Consider the following 22,872-nt stretch of genomic DNA (forward strand, 5'->3'; position numbering starts at 1 on the left):
GGAGGAAGCGCCATCCCTCCTTTCGAAAACAGTATGGAAAGAATCGGTCACGTTCGGTAATATGTGCGGTGAGTGAGATGGCTGTGACAGGAGGTGCGCGATGGCGATCCGCCGCTCCGCCACCAAACGCCACGGCCTGCCCACGATCGTGCAACTGCGCCTCACGCCCACCCCGGCCCAAGCCGACGCGCTGGCCGCGGCGGTGCTGCTGTGCAATCAGGCGGCGACCGTCGTCTCCCGTCTGGCCTGGGAGCATCGCACTTTCGCTGTGGTGGAGCTGCATCGGCTGGCCTACTACGAGGTGCGTGGGCAGGTGGCCGGGCTGGGCGCGCAAGCGGCCGTGCGGGCGATCGCCCGGGTCGCCGGCGCCTACGCCAACCGGCGCGCCACCAAGAAACGCGCCCATATCTTCCGCCCGCACGGAGCCGTCCCCTACGACGCCCGGCTGATGAGCTTCAACCGGGACGCCCGCACGGTGTCGTTGTGGACCCCCACCGGCCGCGTCACCGTCCCCTACACCGGCCGGCCAGAAGACCTCAAAGCCATCGACACGCTGCCGCGCGGCGAGGCCGACCTGATCTACCGGCGAGGGATGTGGCTGCTGCTGGTCGTCCTCACCCTGCCCAAGCCGGTGGTACGCGAGCCGGACGGCGGCTTCCTCGGGGTAGATCAAGGTGTGGCCAACCTGGCGGTCACCTCCGATGGTGCGGTGCTGCCCGGCCCCGCCTTGGCCGGGCCGGTCGGCGGCAACGGCCACGTCCGCACGCTGCGCGAGCGGCGCCATCGCCAACGCCGACGGTTGCAGAAGAAGGGCACGGCGGCGGCGCGGCGGGTGCTGCGCCGTCTGTCCAGTCGTGAGCATCGGATGATGACCGACCTCAACCACCAGATCAGCAAGTTTGTGGTGCGTGAAGCCGAACGCACCGGCCGCGGCATCGCCCTGGAGGACCTTCAGGGCATTCGCGGCCGGGTAAGGGCTCATCGGTTCCAGCGGCGCACCCTGCACAGCTGGGCGTTCGCCCAGCAGATCGCCTTCACTCGCTACAAGGCCGCGCGAGCCGGGATCGCCTTCGTCCTGGTCGACCCCGCCTACACCTCGCAGGCGTGCCCGGACTGCGGGCATATCAGCCGGGCGAACCGGCCGGCGCGGGGCCGGTTCGTCTGCCAAAGGTGTGGCCTCGCTGGGCACGCCGACCACATCGCAGCCCGCAACATCGCCACACGCGGCGTAGCGGGCTGGGCTGCCATCAACCAGCCACACGCTACCGGCCTCCCTTCACCCAGACGGGACCGCGAGAGCAAACCGCCAGATTCAGCCGGTGGTAGTTGATACGAGGTCACCCACTCGGAGTGCGGCGCCGAGGCTGCGCCGGCGGCTGATGGCGGTGTGCGCGTAGGTGCCGAGCACGGCGACGGCGGCCAGCCCGGCCGCCAGGACGACCGGTATGACCGGATCGGCGGAGTAGTCGCCGACGGGCAGGTCACCGGTGTAGGCGGACAGGTCGATGGCGGGCCCGAGCGCCGCGGGCAGGCCGAGGCCGAGCGCGAGCCCGGCGAGCGAGGCGATGAGGATCAGCGGGAGGATCTCCAGCACGGTCAGGCCCCGCGCCTGGCGGTCCGACAGCCCCAGCGTGCGCAGGAACGACAGCGCCCTGGCCCGGTCGGCCGCGCCGATCACCAGCGTCACCAGCACGGCGATGAGCGCGTAGACCGCGAGCGCGATGGTGGTGAGGAGCAGGATGTTCTGGACGGTGCCGGTCATCGGGTCGTCCTCGATCGCGGCGAGGGCCTGTTCCTGCGAGGTCAGCTCGGCCTTGGGCTGTCCGGTGGCCGCCAGCAGGGCCGCGGGATCCGCCTCGCCCTTGATCAGCAGGGTGTTGACGCCGGGCCGCTTGTTCGTCGCGAAGGGCAGCACGATGAACTTGCCGCGCGGGAAGAAGCCGGGCAGCGAGGCGATCTCGCCGGCCGTGGTGACCTTCATCCGCTCATACCAGGCGATCTCGAACGTGCCGCGTCCGCGCAGCTCGCTGGAGACCAGCACCGGGATCCCCGCGGCTCCCGAGGCGGTGAGGGGCACGCTGATCGGCGCGCCGTCCAGCAGCCGCCGCCATTGTGCCACGTCGACGGCGATGATCTCGGCGCGCTCGCCGCCGTAGCCGATCTGCGCGGTGGCGGTCTGCGCGGGCACCAGCAGACGTACGCCGGGCACTTTGCGCACCCGTTCGATGGCGTCGGGAGGCAGCTCCACGGGGGAGGTCAGCTTGATCGGCGCGCCGACGCTCTGCCAGGACGCCAGGCGCTGCGTGGTGGCCAGCCCACCGGAGATCACTGTCCCGAACACCGACACGGCCAGCGCGGGCAGCAGGATCAACACCGGCAGCACGCTGGCGGATCTGGCCCGGGCCGCCCTGGTCAGGCCCAGGAAGGGCACGGCCAGGCGGCCGCGCGCGGCCAGCCGTACGAGCAGCTTGAGGGGGAGGGGATAGCAGCGGATGGTGATCAGCGCGGCGGCGACCGTCAGCGCGACCGGTACGAGCAGCAGGAACGGGTCCTGGCCGCCGGTCGTCAGGCCGCGGGTGCGCAGCAGGTACGCGCCGGCCAGCGCCAGGCCGACGACCAGCACCTCTAGGGTGATCCGCCGGGCCGACGGGCGGGCGGCGGCCACGTCGTCGCGGCGCTCGTGCAGGGGCGTCCGGTGCGTCACGGCCAGCCGCGCGGCCGCGTAGCCGACGGCGGTGAGGGGCACAAGGGCGGGCCCTACGTGGGCGAGCCACGGCACCGGCCCCGGCACCAGGAAGGCCAGCCCCCACCCGGCCAGCGCCGCGGGCACCACCGCGATGGCCACGAGCGCCGTACCGGCACCCGCCACCTGCCGCAGCGACCCGCCGCGCGCCCGCGCCAGCGCGAGCGGGTGATCGATCCGCTCGGCCAGCAGTTGCACGGCCAGCACGAGCACCCCCAGCGCCACGACCAGCAGGCCGCCGAGCACCAGGAACATCACGGTCTGCGCGGTGCCCAGCGCGGTCCCGAACTTGTCCAGCAGCCCCGGCAGCTCCGTCTCCAGTCGGTACTGGCTGTCGGCGCCCGCCGGTTGCAGGGTGATCACGTGCCCGTAGTCCTCGATGGCGGCACGCAACTCGGGCAGGTCGAGAGAGGCTGCCGCGGTGGGCTCGACCGGCAGGATCCAGCTGTAGATCAGGTTGCGGTCGGCGCCGCTCAGGGCGGCCAGGCCGGCGGCCGGGATCAGCGCGGTCGTGCGCCGCTCCAGCTCCAGCTTGCCGGGCGGCTGGACCTGCGTGACGTGCAGGACGTCGGTGTCGTGGCTCCAGTAGCGGGCGCCGGGGTCCTTCGCCCTGAACACGCCCACGATCTTGACGGCGGCGTAGTCGCTCTCACCGAGGATCCGCACGTCGCCGATCTTCAGCGGCATCGTGGTGCGGGCCTCCTCCACGATGCCCACCTCGAACAGCGGGATCTCCGTCCCGCTCCAGCGCATGGTCGTCGGCTTGCCCGGCGCCCGGCCGTCGACCCACTCGACCCGCCGCTCACTGTCCGACAGCCAGGCGAGGTTGATGTAGGTCTGCCCGCCCGACAGGTGGACCGGCGTGTCGTACGTCTTCGCGCTCATTTGCCCGGTGGCCGTGACGAGCGGCCGCAGCCGCGGCGGCACGAGCGAGCGCAGCCGGGCGTCCCTGGAGACGAACTGGCCGGGCTCGTGCAGGTCGTCCGGCCCGCCGCGCGTCCTGGTCTGTACGGTCAGGTCGGCCTGCTGCGCGGGCGCGTCCTGGAGGGCTCGGTGGAGCGCTTCGTCGTACGAGCCCTGCAGCACCCGCGGCAGCCCCGCCACGAGCAGGCAGGCGCTCAATGTCAGCAGGGACAGCATGGCCATCGTGCCCAGATACGCCTGGGCCAGCCGCAGGATCCTCACAAGTCCTCCTGACGCTGCCCACGCAGGTTGCGGGCCAGTACGGCGACGATGCCGAGCAGCACCGCGGCCACCAGCGCCAGCATGGCCGCGGTCGCCGCCCACGGGATGTCGAGCAGCACGTCCGGCGTGACGGCCGCGGCCTGCCCGGTGAGCACGATGTGCGGCACGACCAGGACGCCCACCACGACCGCCAGCGCCGTGCCCGCCACCAGCGACAGTCCGATGACGAACGCCTGCTCGACCGCCAGCAGCCCGAACACCTGCCGCTGGCTCACCCCGAGCGCCCGCAGGATCGTGAACTCGGCCATCCGCTCCCGCGCCGCGACGGTGGCGTTCACCACGAAGCCGAGCGCGGCGAACGCCAGCGCCGCCGCGAAGCCCAGGATCAGCGCCCCCTGCAGCCCGCTGGCCAGCGGATCGTCCCGCAGCCGCTCGGCGAGCTCGCGCTGGTCGACCGCGGTGACATCCCACTCCGGCCGCTTCTTCAGCGCCGCGAGAGCGGGCCCGGCGTCACCGTCGTGGGCGGCGAGCCACCATTCGGTGGCCGGTCTGGGGATCTCTCCCGCCGCCAGGCCGTACGCCTGCAGCGTGGCCCAGTCGGCCAGTACGGCGGGCTGGTCAGCGGCGGTCGTCGGCATCCGGTCGACCAGGCCCGCGACCTTGACCTCGACGATCCGCCGATCCAGGTTGACCCGGCCCACCTGGCCCGCCGAGAGCTTGAGCGAGGCGGCCAGGTCGGTGGTGAGCACCACGGGCAGCGGGCCGGACAACTCGCCGAAGGCGACCGCGACCGGCTGTGATCCGCTCGCCTTGAGCGAGATCGGGCGATCCGCGCTCAGACCGGTCATCGTGACCTGCGCGCCGCCGCTCTCGGGCGGATTGGCGACCAGGCCGCGGACCGACAGCGGATAGGTGATCTTCCCGGTCCGCCCGGCGATCTCCGTGAGGTCGAGGTCGATCTGGTTGTCGCCCGGATGGAGCAGGCCCAGGGACAGCTCGCGCCAGACGCCGAGCGCGTCCGAGACCATCATCCGCAGCGACACCGCGGCGTCGGCGCGGGCGTGCAACGTGAGCGTCGTGGGCTTGCCCGGCAGCTCCAGCGGGGCACCTCGCGGCCGGCCCGAGCCGAGCACCCGCGCCATCTCCGCGACCGAGCGCGCCGACAGGTCGGGCCGCAACTGGAAGAGCCGGTCGAGCTTGCCGGCGTCGAGGCCGAGCAGGACCGCGCCCTCGCCGCTGAGCTGGACCGGGCCGCGGAAGGCGGGCGAGGCCGCCGTGACGCCCGGCAGCGCGGCGAACGCGGTGCCGCGCCCGAACGTGCCCAGCTCGGGACCGTCCGGCGGCCCGGAGATCCGCAGGTCGGCCCCGGCCTGATGGCGGGCCTGGTCCTGCTGGGAACCGCGCCAGGTGGCGGCCGTGGCCATGGACACGATGCCGATCGCGATGGCCATGGTCAGCAGCAGCGCGGGCCCGGCGTACTTGAGCGGCCGCCGGCTGACCTGCCAGACGCCGAGCGCCGGGGCGAGCGTGGGCCGCCTGGCGGTGATCCGCTCGGCCAGCTTCGAGACGCGAGGCACCAGACGCAGGCCCAGCATGCCCCCGGTGAGCAGCGCCAGGGCCGGTCCCGAGACGATGAGCGGGTCGATGCCGAGGTCGCCGGCGGCGGTCGCGGTGACGGGCGCGCCGTAGCGCCGCAGCTGCCAGATGGCCAGCCCCGCCACCACCAGCAGCGCCAGGTCCGCCCCGGCCCGCTCGATCAGCCCGCGCCCGCCGCCGCGGCCGCGCGCCGACTGCTCCTCCACATAGGTACGCCGGGCGCCGGCGAGGGCCGGGAGCATGAGGAGTACGGCCGAGGCCAGGGCCACGCCGATCGAGACCGCGAAGGTGCCCAGGTCGGGCGAGGGCGCCAGCCGTACGCCCGAGGCCCTGATCCAGGGCAGCGCGTTGACCAGGGCCAGCAGCGGCGGGCCGAGGAAGGGCGCGACGATCGCGCATGGGAGGGCCACCAGCAGCGCCTCGCCGCCCGCCAGTGCGGCCAGCCGCAGCGTGCCCGCGCCGCGCGAGCGCAGCAGCGCCACCTCCATGCGGCGGTGGTCGGCGAGCAGGCGGGCGGTGAGCATGAGCGCGTACGCCGCCAGCAGCAGCAACTGCAGGACCGGGATCAGCATGGTGGAGCGGGCGACCAGGGCGGCGGTGCCGAGCTGGGCGAGCATCTCCGGCAGGCGGCTGGTGGCGGTGCAGCTCGCGCAGCCGTTCGCGTGGAGTCGGTCGCGCAGCTCGGTCACCCGGGCGGCGAACGGCCGCAGCTGCTCCGGTGACAACGTGCGCAGGTCGGGGACGGCGGTCCAGGTGGCGTTGACGTTCGTGGCGAAGCGGCTCAGGAACGTCTCACGGGCGACCATCAGCGGGCCGTAGGTGGTGAACTCGCCCGTCTCGACGCCTCTGGTGAGCAGTTGCTCGCCGGTCCAGCGGTCGCCGAACGGGTCGTTGAGCTGAAAGACGCCGGTGATGCGGACGTTGACCGCCTTGTGGTCGAGGCGGCCTTCTGTGGTGATCTCCTGACCCGCCTTGACGCCGAGCGCCGTGGCCGCCGACAGGGAGATCGCGGCCTCGACCGTCTTGCGTTCGGTGGCGTTCGGCCAGGTGCCGGAGACCAGCTTGGCGTGGGCGTCGAGACCGTCATAGCTGCCGAACCTGAGCAGTTCGGGAGTCTTGCGGCTCTCCTGGCCCGGCCGGACGTAGGAGTCGGAGCGGAAGGCGATCGTGATGGCGGCGGGCGCGCCCGCGTAGGCCCTGGCGAGCTCGGCGCGGATCGCCTGGTCGAGCGCCGGGAACGTCTCGCCGGTGACGGGGGCGGCGATGGTCGCGGCCACCTGGCCCAGCGGCGCGGTCTCCATCGTGCGACGCACGCCCACCTCGGCGATGGTGGAGGCGTACATGGTCAGCGCGACCAGAGTCGTCGTGGCCAGCAGGATCGACCCGAACGCGGCCAGCAACAGCAACGGCTCGCTGAACGCCCGTTTGACGACCAACGGCCCCCGCATGTGCCCCCCCTGCCCCGTTTAGTGAACCTTTGGGCATTCAGCTGGGGGAGGGCAAGGTGATCTTCGCAACGGTGACAGACCTGATGCGGCCGTGTGATATCGAAATCGTGACACAAAAAACGCCGCACCCCTTGACGGAGGTGCGGCGCTCTGGCGCCTTGCTCTTCGATCGAGCCTGGCTGGGCCTTACTTGGCTGCCAGGGAGGCGGCCTGCTTGGCGATCGCCGACTTGCGGTTGGCGGCCTGGTTCTTGTGGATGACGCCCTTGCTGACGGCCTTGTCGAGCTGACGGGCGGCGGCCCGCTGCAGCTCGGCGGCCTGCTGGGCGTCGCCCTGCTCGGCGGCCTCGCGGAACTTGCGCACGGCCGTCTTCAGCGAGGACTTGACCGCCTTGTTGCGCAGGCGAGCCTTCTCGTTCTGCTTGTTGCGCTTGATCTGGGACTTGATGTTCGCCACGAAGAAGCCTCGGTAAAGTCTGAGTGATGGATGGGGCGCGCGGGCTCGTGAGAGGGGCGCGCCACACGCAGTTGAACAGATTACCAATAACCCAGAGGACAGCTCAAATCAACACCCTGGGAATTGGAGTCTCGGACCAGTGTACGGCCTCAGGAGAACCACTCGGTGGTGTATTCGCGCCAATCCTCCTCCGTGGCGGCGAAATCGACGTACAGGGCCAGGCCGAACCGCTCCCGCCTGCCGTGCTCCGTCAGGGCCAGCTTGGCGCCCTGGGCGGCCATGGCCACGCTCTCGGCGGCGTCGCTCCATCCGACGCCGTGGTCGTGGTAGGCGGGGGCGCCCACGAGGACCAGCTTCGTCTCCGGGACCAGGTCGAGGGCGAGGGTGGCCTGCCGTACGACATAGCCCCCGTAAAGGGGCTGCAGGGGAGTGAGGGAGTCGTACGTCATGATGGCCACCTGGTCGACGCGCTCGGCGGCCTCCCTGAAGTAGCCGCTCGACCAGTATTTGTCGTGGCCGAGGATCGCCCGGGCGGGCAGGCGTATCAGGGGATACGGCTCGATCTGGGGCGTCGAGATCGACAGCAGCTTGGTGTACTGGCGGGTTCTGCCGAGGAGGTCGAGGAACTCACGGTCGCCGTCACCGATCGGCTCGAAGTTGTAGTGGATGCCGTCGAAACCGGTCTTCATGATGGCGGCGACTCCGGCCAGGACGTTCTCGCGGGACTTGGCGTCGTCGAGATCGAGGAAGCCGTCGACCTTCTGGCCGAGCCAGGCGGAGACGCGGACGCCGGGGAGGTACTGCCGCCCCCATCGAACGAAATTTCCGGCGTTGGGGTATTTATCGGGATTTAGGCGGCCGTCCTTGTCGAACGGGCCCGCGTGGACGTACAGGTCCTTGATGCCCGTGGCGCGCAGGCGTACCGCGAGGCGCTCCACATCCTGCTCCGTACGGCGGCCGTCGACCCAGGCGTGGCCGAGCCAGAGAGCGTCGTTGCCCGTGCTCTTCGCCCAGGCCGCCGGGTCACCGGTAAACTGAACGCGGAGCGCGCCGGCGAGGAGGCCGAGCAGCGCGACGACGACGGCCAGGGCCAGCGCGACAAGGCGCAGGCCACGGCGAATGGCGGTTCGGGCAATCACCCGGGCATGTCACCATGAAAGACGCTTGACCTCAACCCTGTCGAAACGGACTTCGGTGCGCACTCAGCCTGGCCAGACCGACCCCGCGTTGATCCGCAACTTCTGCATCATCGCGCATATCGACCACGGCAAGTCGACCCTTGCCGATCGGATGCTGCAGATCACCGGCGTGGTAGACGACCGGTCCATGCGCGCCCAATACCTCGACAGGATGGACATCGAGCGGGAGCGCGGCATCACGATCAAGTCGCAGGCCGTGCGGCTGCCCTGGGACGGCCACGTCCTCAACATGATCGACACACCGGGCCACGTCGACTTCACCTACGAGGTGTCCCGGTCGCTGCAGGCGTGCGAGGGCGCGATCCTGCTGGTCGACGCCGCCCAGGGCATCGAGGCGCAGACGCTGGCCAACCTCTACCTGGCCATGAACAACGACCTGCACATCATTCCGGTGCTCAACAAGATCGACCTGCCCGCGGCGCAGCCGGAGAAGTTCGCCGAGGAGCTCGCGGGCCTGATCGGCTGCGACCCGTCCGACGTGCTCAGGGTCTCGGGCAAGACCGGCGTGGGTGTGAGCGAGCTGCTCGACCACGTGGTGCAGACCATCCCCGCGCCGGTGGGCGCCGCCGACGCGGCCGCCCGCGCGCTGATCTTCGACTCGGTCTACGACACCTACCGGGGCGTCGTCACCTATGTCCGGGTCTTCGACGGCCACCTGGGCAAGCGCGAGCGCATCCTGATGATGTCCACCCAAGCCGCCCATGAGACGCTGGAGATCGGCGTCATCTCGCCCGAGCCCAAGGTGTCGGAGCTGGGGCTGGGCGTCGGTGAGGTGGGCTACCTGATCACCGGCGTCAAGGACGTGCGCCAGTCGCGCGTCGGTGACACCGTCACCTCGGTCGCCAAGGGCGCCACCGAGATGCTGGCGGGCTACGACCACCCCAAGCCGATGGTGTTCTCCGGCCTCTATCCCATCGACGGCGACCAATATCCCGAGCTGCGCGAGGCCCTCGACAAGCTGCAGCTCAACGACGCCGCGCTGATCTACGAGCCGGAGACCTCGGCCGCGCTCGGCTTCGGCTTCCGCGTCGGCTTCCTCGGCCTGCTCCACATGGAGATCGTCCGCGAACGGCTGGAGCGCGAGTTCGGCCTGTCGCTGATCTCCACCGCGCCCAACGTCGTCTATCGGGTGGTCATGGAGGACGGCTCCGAGCTGACCGTCACCAACCCGTCGGAGTTCCCCACCGGCGGCAAGATCTCGCAGGTCTTCGAGCCGGTGACCAAGTCGACCATCCTGGCCCCGGCCGAGTTCATCGGCGTGATCATGGAGATCTGCCAGGGGCGGCGCGGTCAGCTCCGCGGCATGGACTACCTGTCGGAAGACCGGGTCGAGATCCGCTACACGCTGCCGCTCGGCGAGATCATCTTCGACTTCTTCGACCAGCTCAAGTCGCGCACCCGGGGCTACGCCTCGCTCGACTACGAGCCCGACGGGGAGCAGGAGTCGGAGCTGGTCAAGGTCGACATCCTGCTCCAGGGCGAGGCCGTCGACGCCTTCAGCGCCATCGTCCACAAGGACAAGGCCTACGCCTATGGCGTCGACATGGCCAAGAAGCTGCGCGAGCTGATCCCCAGGCAGCAGTTCGAGGTGCCGATCCAGGCGGCCATCGGCGCCCGCGTCATCGCCCGCGAGAACATCCGCGCCATCCGCAAGGACGTCCTCGCCAAGTGCTACGGCGGCGACATCACGCGTAAGCGCAAGCTGCTGGAGAAGCAGAAGGAAGGCAAGAAGCGGATGAAGATGGTCGGGCGGGTCGAGGTGCCGCAGGAGGCGTTCGTCGCGGCACTGTCGACCGACTCCAGCGCCGACAAGGCCAAGAAGTAGCCCTTTCGGAAGCCCCGCACCCGTTTGTAGGTGCGGGGCTTCTCTCATGTACGGCCTGAGCGCTCCGCCGAGCACTCCACAACGGGCCTTCGCTTCGCTCCGGATGTCCTCCCAGGCGGGCTGACGCCCGCCCTGAAGGGCCTCGCTGCGCTCGGACCGCCTTCCCAAGAACGCTTCGCCGGGTCGGCTGATTGGACTGACCTTGGCGGCAAGATCGCCAAGTAGGCGGTGAGGCATCAGAAAAGCCCAGGCGCTCGCCAGGATGTGTTGGTAGATCATGTCTTGGGAGCTGGCGGGGCGCCGGTGCCCGGTCTGTACGCGGCTGGCGAGGTCATCGGCGGTCTGTTCCGGCCAGATAGCCGGACAGCCTTCCAACGGAGCACCCTCGCGCTGCGGCCTATGGGACGGGTCCACGCTGGGACTGCTCCCCAGCCGGCGCGCCGAAATTCAGGGGAAGGCGAAGGCGGTCTTCGGACAACAACGGGTGACCGATGTCCCGCCGACCTTAAGGCTTTGAATGAATGAGTCACATGCATGAATGAGCCGCACCTGGCCGATCCCCGGGACGTTGCCTCACCGCCGCAGGACGACGCCGTGGTGATCGAACGGTCCTAGGACGAGGCGTACTCGGGCCTGGTTGCCCTCGGCGGCGATCGTGGCCCTGCTGGGAGAGTTCGGCGTGACCCCTGGCGCCGCCCGCACGTCCATCAGCAGGCTGGCCCGTGGGGGGTTCTGGAGGGAAGTCGCCAGGGCGGTACGGCTACGCTCCGCTGTACGACGGGATGTGGATCTCGCCGGACCCCCATCGCCGGAAGAGCGAGCGGAGCCGGCGGCCGTGGCGCGCTCGGTGCGGTGACGGGTGTTCCGCGCGCAGCACCTGGAACTGGAGGCGGGGGCTGACCGCAGCCCGGTTGAGGCCTGGGACCTGGCGGCCATCGCGAAGGAGTATGAAACATTCACCGGCCACTGGGGCCCGCTGGTGCCCCGGATAGCTGCCGGCGCGGTGACCGATGCCACGGCGGTACGGGCCCGTACCGAGGTCATGGACGTCTGCCGCCGCTTCCCGGTGCTCGACCCGATGCTGCCTGTTGTCCTTATGCCGCCAGAGTGGCCGCGCAGACGTGCCCGGCACCTATTTGTCCAGGTCTACGACGGTCTCCTGCGGCCTGGGCAGGACCACGTCCGTGCCGTGGTGGCCGGCGTCGCGGACGGATATCGCCCCGAAATCCAGGCGCACACGGTCGCGGACATGGCCGCTGGGATTCGTCACGCCGCGAACCGGTCCCTCCGCACCACGTCGTCCATGCCGGCCGTCGTCATCTATGCCGGCGGCCGTCGGTCGCATCGACCGTTGACACCTAATCGCACCGCAGTAACACTTCTCGACGCACATCGCCGTGTCTCCACGCCGGCCCCGACGCCGAGCACGCTGATGCCTTCAGCAGCCGTAGCCGGGCCCGGGGGTGGATCGAATTCCTTCACAGGTCCCACGCCAGGAGTGAGCATGTGGATGCAAAGGCGTACCTTCCTGAGACTGAGCGCCGCCAGAGCGGCGGCCGCCGGCGGCATGTCCCTGCTCGGCTCCTGGCAGGCGATCGTCGCTCAGGCCGGTGCCCTGGCAGCGCCGCCGACGGCGGGAGCGGCCGCTGGTGGCAGGTCGACCTGGGAAGCGCGGTGGCGCTGAGCGGCACGGAGGTGCGCTGGGAGCTCGCGCGCAGCTACCGCTACCAGGTGTCAGTGTCCGCTGACGGCGTCACCTAGGCGCGGGTGGCAGACCGTACGGCGAGCACGGCCACCGCGCAGGTGCAGAGCGACGCTTGGCCAGGCTCGTCCTGCAGGGCGTGCGTGAACTGAACCTGCCTCCAGTCCCCTACCTGCGATAGCCATCCGGCCTACCTTCGGGAGCTCGAATCATGCACTTACGCAGCGCATTGCTGTCCGCTGCCGTCGCGGTGACGGTGGCCGCCGCCGGTGTCGTCATGGCCACGGGAGCCGCCGCGGCCACGACCCGCTACGAGGCGGAGAGCGCGTCGGCCACGTGTGACGGTGTCATCGAGTCCAACCACGCGGGCTTCTCCGGCAGCGGATTCTGCAACGCCAACAACGCAGTCGGCGCGGCGGCGCAGTTCACCGTGAACGCGCCCGCCGCCGGGACGGCCACCATCGCCATCCGGTACGCCAACGGCGCCACCGCCAACCGTCCCGCCGACGTGCTGGTCAACGGAACAGTCGCGCACGCGGCCAGCGCGTTCGACCCCACCGGTGCCTGGACCACCTGGGTCACCAGGACGCTGACGGTCACGCTGAACTCCGGCGACAACACCATCCGGCTGAGCCCCACCACGGCCGACGGCCTGCCCAATGTGGACTACCTGGAGACCGGCCAGGACAGCCCGAATCCGAACCCGACCGGCCGCCAGATGGAGGACCTCAACCGCGGCCTGATCAGCGTGCGCTCGGGCAGCGGCAACCTGGTGTCCTGGAGGCTGCTCGGCACCGAGAGCCCCAGCACCGGGTTCAACCTCTACCGTGGCTCGACCAAACTGAACTCCTCGCCGCTCACCGGTGGCACCAACTACCTGGACAACGGAGCGTCGGCCGATGCCTCCTACACTGTCCGCGCGGTCGTGGACAGCGTGGAGCAGGGCGCGTCCGAGCCGTCATTGCGCTTCACCGGCGGTAATTACCTGGACGTGCCGATCTCCCCTCCGGGCGGCAACTACACGGCCGGGGACGCGAGCGTCGGTGACGTCGACGGAGACGGCCAGTACGAGATCTTCCTCAAGTGGGATCCGAGCGACCAGAAGGACAACTCCCAGTCCGGAGTCACCAGCAACGTCTATATCGACGCCTACCGGCTCAACGGCCAGCGGTTGTGGCGCATCAACCTGGGTCGCAACATCCGGGCCGGTGCGCACTACACGCAGTTCCAGGTGTACGACTACGACGGGGACGGCCGGGCCGAGCTGGCGGTCAAGACCGGCGACGGCACCGTGTCCGGCAGCGGGCAGGTGATCGGCAACGCGAATGCCGACTACCGCAACGGCGACGGCTACATCCTCACCGGGCCGGAGTACCTGACCGTGTTCAACGGGCTCACCGGCGCGGCCATGTCCACGGTGAACTTCGAGCCGGCCCGCGGCAACGTCAGCGACTGGGGCGACAGCTACGGCAACCGCGTCGACCGGTTCCTGGCCGGAACGGCCTACCTGGACGGCCGGCGCCCCAGCATTGTCATGGGCCGCGGCTACTACGCCAAGAGCACGATCGCGGCCTGGGATTTCCGCGATGGCCAGCTCACCCTGCGCTGGAAGTTCGACTCCAGCAACGCCGGCAGCCAATGGACCGGCCGCGGCACCCACGCGCTGTCCATCGCCGACGTCGACGGCAACGGCACCGACGAGATCATCTACGGCGGCATGACCATCAACGCCAACGGCACCGGCCGCTACACCACCAGCTTCTACGCCCACGGCGACGCCCTGCACGTGGGCGACTTCGTGCCCAGCCGTACCGGCAAGGAGATCTGGCAGATCCACGAGCAGAGCTCCGGCGCCGCCGCCACGCTGCGTGACGCCGGCAACGGCTCGATCATCATGCAGAAGAACAACACCTGCGGCTGCGAGGGGCCGGCCCGTGGCGTGGCCGACGACATCTACGCGGGAAACCCCGGCGGCGAGTTCTGGGGGGCGGGTACCGGCCTGACCAACCTGTTCAACGCCTCCGGCAGCAGCGTCGGGCGCACGCCCAGCAGCTACAACTTCCTCGTCTGGTGGGACGCCGACCCGGTGAGGGAACTGCTGGACGGCAACCACGTCGACAAGTACGGCACCAGCGGCGACACCCGCCTGCTCACCGGCTCCGGCGCGCACTCCATCAACGGCACCAAGTCCACCCCGTCACTGTCCGGCGACCTGTTCGGCGACTGGCGCGAGGAGATCATCCTGCCCCGCGACGACAACGCCGCCCTGCGCGTCTACGCCACCACCATCCCGACCGACCGGCGGATCTACACACTGCTGCACGACGCCCAGTACCGCGTCGCCATCGCCTGGCAGAACACCGCCTACAACCAGCCGCCGCACCCGAGCTTCTTCCTCGGTGACGGCATGAGCACCCCGCCGAAACCCGACATCTACGTCCGCTGAACGCCCAGCGGCCTGGCGGCCCGGCACCACCGGGCCGCCAGACCGTGACCTGCGCCGATGGCGAGTCGTCGTCAGCATGCCCTCACCCCCAGGAGCCTTGATGAAATGGGTGCCGAAGATCTCATTACTCACGGCGATGACGGCGGCACTGGCCGGCGCTCTCATCGCGTCCGCGACAGGCGCGCACGCCGCGACGACCCGGTACGAGGTGGAGTCCGGGCCTGCCGTGTGCGGCGGCGCCATAGCCTCCAACCACCCCGGCTACTCCGGTAGCGGTTTCTGCGATACCACCAACGCCGTCGGCAGCGCCGTGCAGTTCACCGTCAGCACACCGACCGCGGGCACCGCCACTCTGGCCATCCGCTACGCCAACGGCACCACAACGAACCGGCCGGCGGACATCAGCGTCAACGGAACGACGGTGCGGTCCGGGCTCAGCTTCGAGGGCACTGGCGCGTGGGACGTCTGGGCGACCATGAGCCTGCCGGTGCAGCTGAACGCGGGAACCGCCACCGTACGGCTCGCCGCGACCACCGCCGGCGGACTCGGGAACATCGATTATGTCGAGGTCGCGACAGGCGCCGGGGACGGCTCGCCCACCGATCCGAACATCCGTTTCATCGGCCGCTGGGACACCCGCAACAGCACCGCCTACGTCCCGGGCTGGGCCGGGGCCTACCTCAAGACCGGGTTCACCGGCACCACCGTCAAGCTGAAGCAGCGCAACACCATCGACCTCTACTACAGCATCGACGGCGGCCCCGACGTCTACCTGCAAGGCGGGCAGGGCACGGTGAACCTGACTCCGACACCGCTGGCGGCGGGCAACCACAGCCTGCGCGTGTCCTACCGCGTAGTGGCCGGCTCCTACCATGGGGACGCGGTCTTCCAGGGGCTGGTGCTCGACCTGGGCGCGCGCACACTCCCCGCCGAACCATCCCGCGGCATGGTGGAGTTCGTCGGGGACTCTATCACCGTCGGCACCACCACCTCGAAGAACGCGCTCACCGCGTACGGCTGGCTGGTCGGTGAGCAGCTCGGCCTGGACCACATGCAGGTCGCCCAGGGCGGCGCCTGCCTGGTGAGCACCGCCGACGGCTGCGTCGGCCTGGACCAGCGCTTCGTGAAGGTGAGCGCCGCCGACGGGGCGGCCGACTACGACTTCACCCGATACCAGGCGGGCGTGGTCGTGATCAACCTGGGCACCAACGACGTCGGCCACGGGGTGTCCACGACCCAGTTCCAAAGCTCCTATGTCGGGCTGCTGCACACGATCCGTGGCAAGTACCCGAACGCCGCGATCCTGGCCCTGAAGACCTTCCGGGGGCGGTATGTCCCGCAGACCCAGGCCGCGGTGCAGACCGTCAACGACGCCGGTGATCGAAACGTCTTCTTCATCAACACGGACGGCTGGGTGCCCCAGGACGGCCTCTCCGACGCCGTCCACCCCAACGATCTCGGGCACCGCGCGATCGCGGCGAAGCTGGCGCCGATCGTGGCCGCCCACCTCGTCCCGGCCCTTCAGCCCATCGGTAACACGCACCGCGAGATTGGGGCAACACCGTGACAAACCACCCGCATCCCCTCCGCCGAATCCTGCTCAGCGTTCTGAGCGCGCTGGCCCTGGTACCGGTAGTCGCCCTCGCGAGCGCCCAACCGGCCAGCGCCGACACCAGCCAGTTCAGGGGGGTGAACTGGGCCGTACCCGGCGACAACTTCGTCAGAGGCCCGCTCGTCCTCGATGGGCTGACCCAATCCGACAGCTACGCGACCGTCCAGGCCAAGGCAGACGCCATCTACAACGGGTTCGAGAGCCAGCTCGGCGTCAACACCGTGCGGTTACCGGTCAACACCCACACCGTCGGTTCGTCGTGGTGGAACGCCTACCGCGGCACCATCGACGCCGCTACCGCCAGGGGGTTCAAAGTAATCCTCGCCTACTGGGAGGACGCCGCGGCCTCAGGCGGCCGGATAACCGACATGGCCGCCTTCAACGCGATGTGGAACACCGTGACCGCCCAGTACGGCTCCAACGACCTGGTCTACTTCGAGCCGATGAATGAACCCCACGGCTACAGCGCCTCCGAGTGGACCAACCTCGCCGCCTCGTGGATCAACGCCCGCTCGTCCATTCCGAGGGGCCGGATCCTCGTGGGCGGCACCGGTTACAGCCAGGACGTCAGGCCGGTATGTGCCGACAACCGCCTCAGCGGAACGCTGCTGTCCTATCACCACTACGCCTTCTTCTACGGCGAGAAGGACTATGCCGGCTGGGTCCAGAGCTTCCGCGAGCGGCTGGGCACCTGCGCCTCCCGCGCGGTCACGACCGAGTTCGGCGCTCAGATGGACCTCGGCCTCAATTACAACGACGCGAGCAGCACCAACAACTTCGTCCGCTACTTCCGCGCGGACACCGATTCCATGCGGGACCTGCACATGGGTTCTGTCTACTGGCCGGCGCTCGGGGGAAAGAACAGCGGGAACGGCTACGACCATTACTCCATGTTCGCGCTCCAAGGCAGCGGCACCAACCTGACCTTGAGCATCCGCAACGCCACCGGCGCCGCGCACCTCAGGTACGGCTGGGGCGACGGTGGGACTGGCACTCCCGGAATGGTCACCCTCACGGCATCGAGCTCGGGCAAGTGCGTCGACGTCGTCAGCGCGTCCACGGCGGACGGGGCCGAGATCGCCCAATACGGCTGCAACGGCGGCAGCAACCAACGGTGGGAGTTCCGCGACCTTGGCACCGGCTACTACCAGATCGTCGCCGGGCACTCCGGCAAATGCCTCGATGTGGATGCGGCCTCGACCGCCAACAACGCCAGGATCATCCAGTGGACCTGCGGCAGCGGGCAGAACCAGCAATGGCAGGTACAGGACGCCGGCAGCGGCCGGGTGCGACTGCTCGCACGCCACTCCGGCAAATGCCTTGACGTCCCAAGCAACTCCACCGCCGACGGCACCCGCCTGATCCAGTACACCTGCGGCAGCGGGCAGAACCAGCAGTTCACGCGGAACGCTGCATAAGCTCAATAACGCCCAGCGGCGCGCCGTTGGGCGTCGGACGGGGGCGAGGCCGTTTCGGCGTCCGCGAACGACCAGCCGTAGAACCGCAGGTAATCTGGCGTCTCCTCGCCAGGCGCCGCCTTCAGCAGCTCGTTGGCCCGCTCCATGTCGGCGTCCGGCCGACCGCCCGCGAGTCCACAGCCCTGGTTCCCCGTGTACGCCGGGGATTCTGTCGGTGGCGCCCGCTACCTTGCTGTCCGAACACCTGTGCGATAGGAGGGTGGCATGATTGCCGCTGAGCAATTCGAGCGTGCTGCTGTTCTGGGGGTCGCCGTGGCGGAGGAGATGCGGCGGTTGCTGAGGCTCCACGCGGTGCCGGCCGAGGCGGCGGGTGACGGCACCGTCCTGGTCGACGTGCCCTATCCGGATGCGGCCGTGGTGGTGGCCGTGCTCGATGTGGCCGCCGACTGTTTTGGCGAACGCGGCGGCTCGGTCGAGGAGATCCGCCAGGCCGCGCTGGAGACGGTCTTACAACTGGCAGGCTTTGATGACGAGTCCCAGCTCAACCACATGGAGGTCACGGGTCCGGGCGGACGAGACCGCGGCGGTACGCGTACGTGACGGCCTGCGCGCGGTCTCTCAGACGGGCCTTGGCGAAGAGGTTGTTGATGTGGGTCTTGACGGTGGCCTCGCTGATGAAGAGGCGGGTGGCGATCTCGCTGTTCGACAAGCCGTCGGCGATGAGCCGCAGCACGTCGACCTCGCGTGGCGTCAGGCCGTCGCGTGCGCCGGCGAGCGCTTCGTCGCCGGTGCTCGTAGCCGTGTCCGCGCTGCCGGGAGTGCGCCGTTCGATTGTCGCGTCCGGCCTGCCAGGGGACGGCAGGGGAGGCTGCCGGAGAGCGGCGGGGCTATCGGCGAGGTCAGGCTGTGCGTCCGGGTCGGGATCAGGTCGCCCACCAGGGGGTCGGCCTCCATCGGGAGCGGTCATGGCATCGAGGAGGCGGCGTTGGACGGTGGGGTCGAGCTGGGCGTTACCGCGTACGACGGTGGCGATGGCCGTGGCGATCTCGTCCGAGTCGGCGCTCTTGGTGAGGAAGCCGCGTGCCCCCGCTCTGAGCGCGGCGAAGACCGACTCGTCGTCCGCATACGTGGTGAGCACCACCACCTGGGTGTCCGGGTGCTCGGTGCGGATGCGGCGGGTGGCCTCGACGCCGTCCATGCGCGGCATCCGGAGGTCCATCAGCGCCACGTCGGGCCGCTGCTCCACGACCAGGCGGAGCGCCGCCTCACCGTCCCCCGCCGAGCCGACCACCTCGATCCCCGGCAGGAGGCCGAGCAGCAGGACCAACCCCTCACGGACGACCGACTGGTCATCGACGACCACGACCCTGACGCTCATGATCTGGTCACTGCCCACGGGAGGAGGTTAGCCGGACCGTTGGTCGCGTGGGGGCATGAGGGGTCCACAGATGGACGCGGAAGCCGCGGGAAGTGAGGGGGGGTCGAGCGGGGATCCGTGAGCGGATGCGGGGTCGTTGGTCGTGAGGGGAGTCATGACGGGACTCGCAGGTGGACTCGGAAACCGTCGCTCGTCTCGCCCGCTGACAGGGTGCCGCCGAGAAGTTCGGCTCGTTCGCGCATGCCCACGAGGCCATATCCTCCCCCAGGTGTGCCTCGCTCGGCTCCGGCGGGGTTGGTGATGCGGAGGTCGCATGAGCCGGGCTCGTACACCAGTCTGATCGTGGCCGGAGAGCCGGGAGCGTGGCGCCGTACATTCGTCAGGGCCTCCTGGGCGGTGCGCAGCAGGGCGAGCTCCGTCTCCGGGGGCAGGCGGTGTTCCGTGCCTGAGACGTGCAGCGTGCACGCCCGGTCGGTGGTCGCCTGGAACTCCTCCGCCAGCGTCCGAAGCGCCTGCGGAAGGGCGGGCGAATCTTCGCGCAGGGCCGAGACCGCACGCCGGGCCTCTTCGAGCCCGGATTTGGCCAGGTCGCGTGCGCGGACGACGCGGTCGAGCGCTTCGTCGGTCTTGTCGGCGCGGAGCAGGAGCTTGGCGCCCTCCAGGTGTACGAGTTGCGCCGACAGCGAGTGGGCGAGGATGTCGTGAATCTCTCTGGCGATCCGTGCCCTTTCGGCGAGTACGGCCTCGCGGGCCTCGGCGGCTCTGGCCGCCCGGCGTTCCTTGACCGAGTACGCCACCAAGAACACCAGGCAGGCACTGAGGATGAGGCTGAGATCGCGACCCAGCCGCCCGTAGATCGCCCCCTCCACGAGCAGCCCGCCGACGGCCAGAACGCCGATGGGCACCGAGTGGCGCAGCGGCAGCCGGACCGCCGCTATGCCAAGGCAGTACAGCAGTACGGCGAGCGCCGGACCGCCGTCGACCACCGCGTCGAGGATGATCGCGAGAACGACCGACAAGCCGAGCGCGATTGCCATGACCGGCGCCCGGGACGTGATCGCCGCGATGGGAGGTCGGGCCGCGACTGCTCTGACGGACTGGCGGGCCGCGATCGTGATGCGGGACGCACGGGAGGTGATCGCTCTGACCAGTACGCCGAACGCGGCTCCCTTTCGCGACACACCGAAGGGCTCGGACGGGCGTGACTCCACGTGGTCCAGCGGTGGTCGGGGCATCACTTGGTCCTGAGGTGGTCGGGCCGCGACTGGAAGAGCCGGTCGAGCTTGCCCGCGTCGAGGCCGAGCAGGACCGCGCCCTCGCCGCTGAGCCGGATTGGGCCGCGGCGGCGGTGAGGGATGCGGGGACTTGTGGTCCTGTCGGAGTGTGGACGTCTTGCGGGTCAGGGGGAGTTGGACGACGAGCAGCATGATCACTATGGCCGAGGTCAGTGTGGTGACCGTCAAGCTGGTGCCGGTCAAACCAAGCGTGGGCTTGGCCCGTATCTGTGCCCATACGAACACCACGATCGCCCCCAACCGCAGGACGAAGGGGACGATCTTTGACGGGTCAGGCATCACTCCACGAAATTATCCGCCCGCACGGTCGTACCGGAAAGGGCGCGGCCGCGACGGGCGACGAGCAGGGCCTGGGCGCCGATGGTAAGGCCGACGAAGAACAGGATGCCGGAGGTCGAGACGCCCAGGCCGAGGGCGGTGCCGGCGAAATACAGGCCCACGCGGCTCGCGACCGAGGCCAGCCAGGCCAGAAGAGTCAAGGGGGTGGCTTTCGACCAGGTCACCCCGGCCTCGTCCATCCAGACGCGTACGGTCGCGGCTCGGACGGCACCGAAGACCACGGCGGCGATGGCCTCCACGGCCACGAGGGCCAGGCTGAGGGCAAGGTGGGTGGTGTCGATGAGGCCACCGGTCAGCAGGCCCAGCGCGACCAGGGCGGCCGAGACGTAGACGATGCCGTTTCTGGCGGTGGGGCGGGTCATCATCTGCCGGTAGACGACGAAGATGACGACGGCGGGGATGAGCAGCGCGCTCAGCAGGGGATCCATGGGTCTGACGGTAGGGAGGAGCGGTGTGGCGGCGGATCGGACTGGGGGTTGAGTCCTGGATCTCCACCCTGGGGTGGAGAGCATGGGCGGTGGATCGGTCGTCGTTTCCGGCCTATCACGGGGATCGGGAGCTGATGCGCCGACTGCCGGCCGTGCCGGGCTACGCCCCCGATGGGACCGGATCGCGGAGCGGGTCCTCAAAGACGCTCCATAAGCTCCGTCCGACTCGTGGCATCCGTGACCCCTGGCGAATGCGCGGCGTTCGTGAGCTCGGCTCGATTCGCGGCATCCGTGGCATCCGTGGCATCCGTGGCCTCTGACGGGCAGGCGGTATCCGGGCGCGACGCGAGCACGGACGGCAGCTGCGGCGCGAGGCGAGGGTGCGGACTGCGGATCAGATGCGAAGGCGGTGTGCGGCGCGGCGGGAAGCACGCCCGCACACCACGATCAACCGCACCTTGCGAGCAGCGTTGTGATCACCGCAGCACCGAGTACAGCGCCGACGTCAGCGAGGCGCGCGAGTCGTCCTGGTCGATTGACCACATCATCGACCCGCCCAGCCCCTTGAGCCGGATGTAGGCCGCCTTCTGCAGCATCACCGCCGGATCGTCGTACGACCAGAACTCGTTCCCGTCATACAGCCACAACGTCCCCGTACGCAGGTCCCGGTACCGCTTGCCGGGCTTGGTCGCCAGGTCCTTGTAGTCCTCCGTCCCCGGACCCCACTTGCCCGGTGCGGGGCCGGTGGCGGGCTTGTACAGGCCGTCGCCGCCGGCGGTCACCCCGGTCCAGCCCTGGCCGTACGCGGGGACGCCGACCACGATCTTGCTCGCGGGCGCGCCGCGTGACAGGTAGTCGCGTACGGTCTGGTCGACGCTGTACCGGATCGGGTTGGGGTCGCGGCGGTCCGTCAGCAGGTTGCCGTTGTGGCCCGTCTGGGGCTCCCAGTTGCCCCGCAGGTCGTATCCCTGGACCGTGGCGAAGTCGAGCTGCCTGAACACCTGCCGCACCTCGTACCCGGCGTCGATCTTGGCGGCGGCGGCCGGGAGGAAGGCCGTCAGCTGCGTCGACGTGGAGAACGCCCGCAGCCGCGACCGCAGCTCCGCCGCGAAGAGGGTGAAGTTCCGCTTGTCCTCGGGTCTGATGACGTTCCCATCGGCACCGGACGAACCGGGCCACTCCCAGTCGAGATCGATGCCGTCGAACACGCCGGCCCCCGTGCCCGCCGCCAGTCCCGGCAGGTCACCGCGCAGCCACAGGTCGACGCACGACTGCGCCAGCTTCGCCCGGGACTCGGGGGTGAGGACGGCGTCGGAGAAGTAGCGGGACCCGGTCCAGCCGCCCAGCGAGATCAGCACCTTCAGTCCCGGGTGCTTGGCTTTGAGCTTGCGCAGCTGGTTGAGGTTGCCGTTCAGGGCCTGTCCGGGCGCGTCGGCGACGGCGTCCACGCTCTGCTCGGCCGGTACGGGGCGCTGCCAGTCCGCCCAGGGATCGGCCGAGTAGCAGGTCCCCTCGGCGTTGACGAAACCGAAGGCGTAGTTGAGGTGGGTCAGCTTGGCGGCGGCGCCGCTGGCCTCGACGTCCTTGACGTGGTAGTTGCGGCCGTAGACGCCCCACTGGATGAAGTAGGCGACGCGTTTGAAGCCGGTATGGGCCTCGGCGGGCACCGCGACCGCTGAGAGACCGAGGAGGAGCGAGAGCGCGATCAGGATCTTCGTCTTCACCAGGCGATCCCCAATTAGGAAACTTTCCTATAAGTTTCACGGATCGTAGAGCCGCTGGATCAGGCAGTCAATGGCAAC

The 22,872-nt window shown here is 69.6% G+C and carries 18 protein-coding genes and 1 pseudogene; 9 read left to right on the plus strand and 10 right to left on the minus strand.

Translation table 11 applies throughout. The features are described 5' to 3' along the window. Positions 1 to 100: 100 nt before the first annotated feature. The gene (locus ACIBO2_RS39760) at positions 101 to 1,330 is read left to right on the plus strand and encodes an RNA-guided endonuclease InsQ/TnpB family protein (protein ID WP_397303666.1); all 1,230 of its coding nucleotides are present in this window, start codon (positions 101 to 103) and stop codon (positions 1,328 to 1,330) included. Here ACIBO2_RS39760 and ACIBO2_RS39765 read toward each other — a convergent pair. From ACIBO2_RS39765 to ACIBO2_RS39780, 4 genes are all read right to left on the minus strand, one after another. After that, positions 1,313 to 3,928 carry an FtsX-like permease family protein gene (locus ACIBO2_RS39765; protein ID WP_358535506.1) on the minus strand — a complete coding sequence of 872 codons (2,616 nt, stop codon included), beginning with the start codon at positions 3,926 to 3,928 and terminating at the stop codon, positions 1,313 to 1,315. The genes ACIBO2_RS39760 and ACIBO2_RS39765 overlap by 18 nt on opposite strands. Beyond that, positions 3,925 to 6,972, minus strand: coding sequence for an FtsX-like permease family protein (locus ACIBO2_RS39770; protein WP_358535508.1), 3,048 nt, complete (start codon positions 6,970 to 6,972; stop codon positions 3,925 to 3,927). The genes ACIBO2_RS39765 and ACIBO2_RS39770 overlap by 4 nt, the downstream gene beginning before the upstream one ends. Positions 6,973 to 7,158: 186 nt before the next feature. Continuing rightward, the gene (gene rpsT / locus ACIBO2_RS39775; protein WP_219527587.1) at positions 7,159 to 7,428 is read right to left on the minus strand and encodes a 30S ribosomal protein S20; all 270 of its coding nucleotides are present in this window, start codon (positions 7,426 to 7,428) and stop codon (positions 7,159 to 7,161) included. 149 nt (positions 7,429 to 7,577) lie between these two features. Further along, positions 7,578 to 8,567 carry a hypothetical protein gene (locus tag ACIBO2_RS39780; protein ID WP_397303669.1) on the minus strand — a complete coding sequence of 330 codons (990 nt, stop codon included), beginning with the start codon at positions 8,565 to 8,567 and terminating at the stop codon, positions 7,578 to 7,580. A gap of 55 nt (positions 8,568 to 8,622) precedes the next feature. Here ACIBO2_RS39780 and lepA point away from each other — a divergent pair, with 55 nt between their 5' ends. Next, entirely contained in the window at positions 8,623 to 10,452 is a 1,830-nt protein-coding gene (gene lepA, locus ACIBO2_RS39785; RefSeq protein ID WP_397303671.1) for a translation elongation factor 4, read from the plus strand. A 573-nt stretch (positions 10,453 to 11,025) separates the two neighbouring features. On the opposite strand, the gene ACIBO2_RS39790 is transcribed toward lepA, so the two are convergent. Next, positions 11,026 to 11,160 carry a hypothetical protein gene (locus tag ACIBO2_RS39790; protein WP_358536162.1) on the minus strand — a complete coding sequence of 45 codons (135 nt, stop codon included), beginning with the start codon at positions 11,158 to 11,160 and terminating at the stop codon, positions 11,026 to 11,028. Between the two features lie 271 nt (positions 11,161 to 11,431). On the opposite strand from ACIBO2_RS39790, the pseudogene ACIBO2_RS39795 reads away from it, so the two are divergent. Next, a pseudogene (locus ACIBO2_RS39795) lies at positions 11,432 to 11,578 on the plus strand (PaaX family transcriptional regulator C-terminal domain-containing protein); the annotation flags it as partial. A gap of 6 nt (positions 11,579 to 11,584) precedes the next feature. On the opposite strand, the gene ACIBO2_RS39800 reads toward ACIBO2_RS39795, so the two are convergent. Next, a complete protein-coding gene (locus tag ACIBO2_RS39800; RefSeq protein WP_397303820.1) occupies positions 11,585 to 11,722 on the minus strand; it encodes a hypothetical protein in 138 nt (45 codons plus the stop codon). Positions 11,723 to 11,956: 234 nt separating this feature from the next. On the opposite strand from ACIBO2_RS39800, the gene ACIBO2_RS39805 reads away from it, so the two are divergent. From ACIBO2_RS39805 to ACIBO2_RS39830, 6 genes are all read left to right on the plus strand, one after another. Next, entirely contained in the window at positions 11,957 to 12,136 is a 180-nt protein-coding gene (locus ACIBO2_RS39805; RefSeq protein WP_358536166.1) for a hypothetical protein, read from the plus strand. Beyond that, entirely contained in the window at positions 12,127 to 12,213 is an 87-nt protein-coding gene (locus tag ACIBO2_RS39810; RefSeq protein ID WP_397303811.1) for a hypothetical protein, read from the plus strand. Before ACIBO2_RS39805 ends, ACIBO2_RS39810 begins: the two co-directional genes overlap by 10 nt. Positions 12,214 to 12,365: 152 nt before the next feature. Then, positions 12,366 to 14,600 (plus strand): carbohydrate-binding protein, encoded by a 2,235-nt coding sequence (locus ACIBO2_RS39815; RefSeq protein WP_397303673.1) that lies wholly within the window; start codon positions 12,366 to 12,368, stop codon positions 14,598 to 14,600. A gap of 100 nt (positions 14,601 to 14,700) precedes the next feature. Then, the gene (locus ACIBO2_RS39820) at positions 14,701 to 16,167 is read left to right on the plus strand and encodes a GDSL-type esterase/lipase family protein (RefSeq protein ID WP_397303675.1); all 1,467 of its coding nucleotides are present in this window, start codon (positions 14,701 to 14,703) and stop codon (positions 16,165 to 16,167) included. Continuing rightward, complete coding sequence (locus tag ACIBO2_RS39825; protein WP_358535518.1) at positions 16,164 to 17,630, plus strand: RICIN domain-containing protein; 1,467 nt, start codon at positions 16,164 to 16,166, stop codon at positions 17,628 to 17,630. Before ACIBO2_RS39820 ends, ACIBO2_RS39825 begins: the two co-directional genes overlap by 4 nt. Positions 17,631 to 17,894: 264 nt before the next feature. Beyond that, positions 17,895 to 18,230, plus strand: a complete 336-nt coding sequence (locus tag ACIBO2_RS39830) for a hypothetical protein (protein WP_358535522.1) — start codon at positions 17,895 to 17,897, stop codon at positions 18,228 to 18,230. On the opposite strand, the gene ACIBO2_RS39835 is transcribed toward ACIBO2_RS39830, so the two are convergent. From ACIBO2_RS39835 to ACIBO2_RS39850, 4 genes are all read right to left on the minus strand, one after another. Then, positions 18,187 to 19,026, minus strand: a complete 840-nt coding sequence (locus tag ACIBO2_RS39835; RefSeq protein WP_358535524.1) for a response regulator transcription factor — start codon at positions 19,024 to 19,026, stop codon at positions 18,187 to 18,189. The genes ACIBO2_RS39830 and ACIBO2_RS39835 overlap by 44 nt on opposite strands. 134 nt (positions 19,027 to 19,160) lie before the next feature. Continuing rightward, a complete protein-coding gene (locus ACIBO2_RS39840; protein ID WP_358535526.1) occupies positions 19,161 to 20,243 on the minus strand; it encodes a sensor histidine kinase in 1,083 nt (360 codons plus the stop codon). Positions 20,244 to 20,581: 338 nt separating this feature from the next. Next, positions 20,582 to 21,070 (minus strand): hypothetical protein, encoded by a 489-nt coding sequence (locus ACIBO2_RS39845; RefSeq protein ID WP_397303679.1) that lies wholly within the window; start codon positions 21,068 to 21,070, stop codon positions 20,582 to 20,584. 476 nt (positions 21,071 to 21,546) lie between these two features. Then, complete coding sequence (locus ACIBO2_RS39850) at positions 21,547 to 22,794, minus strand: glycoside hydrolase family 18 protein (protein WP_358535530.1); 1,248 nt, start codon at positions 22,792 to 22,794, stop codon at positions 21,547 to 21,549. Between the last annotated feature and the right edge of the window lie 78 nt (positions 22,795 to 22,872).

It is taken from the genome of Nonomuraea sp. NPDC050022 (assembly GCF_044460705.1).
In the GTDB taxonomy this organism is placed as follows: domain Bacteria; phylum Actinomycetota; class Actinomycetes; order Streptosporangiales; family Streptosporangiaceae; genus Nonomuraea.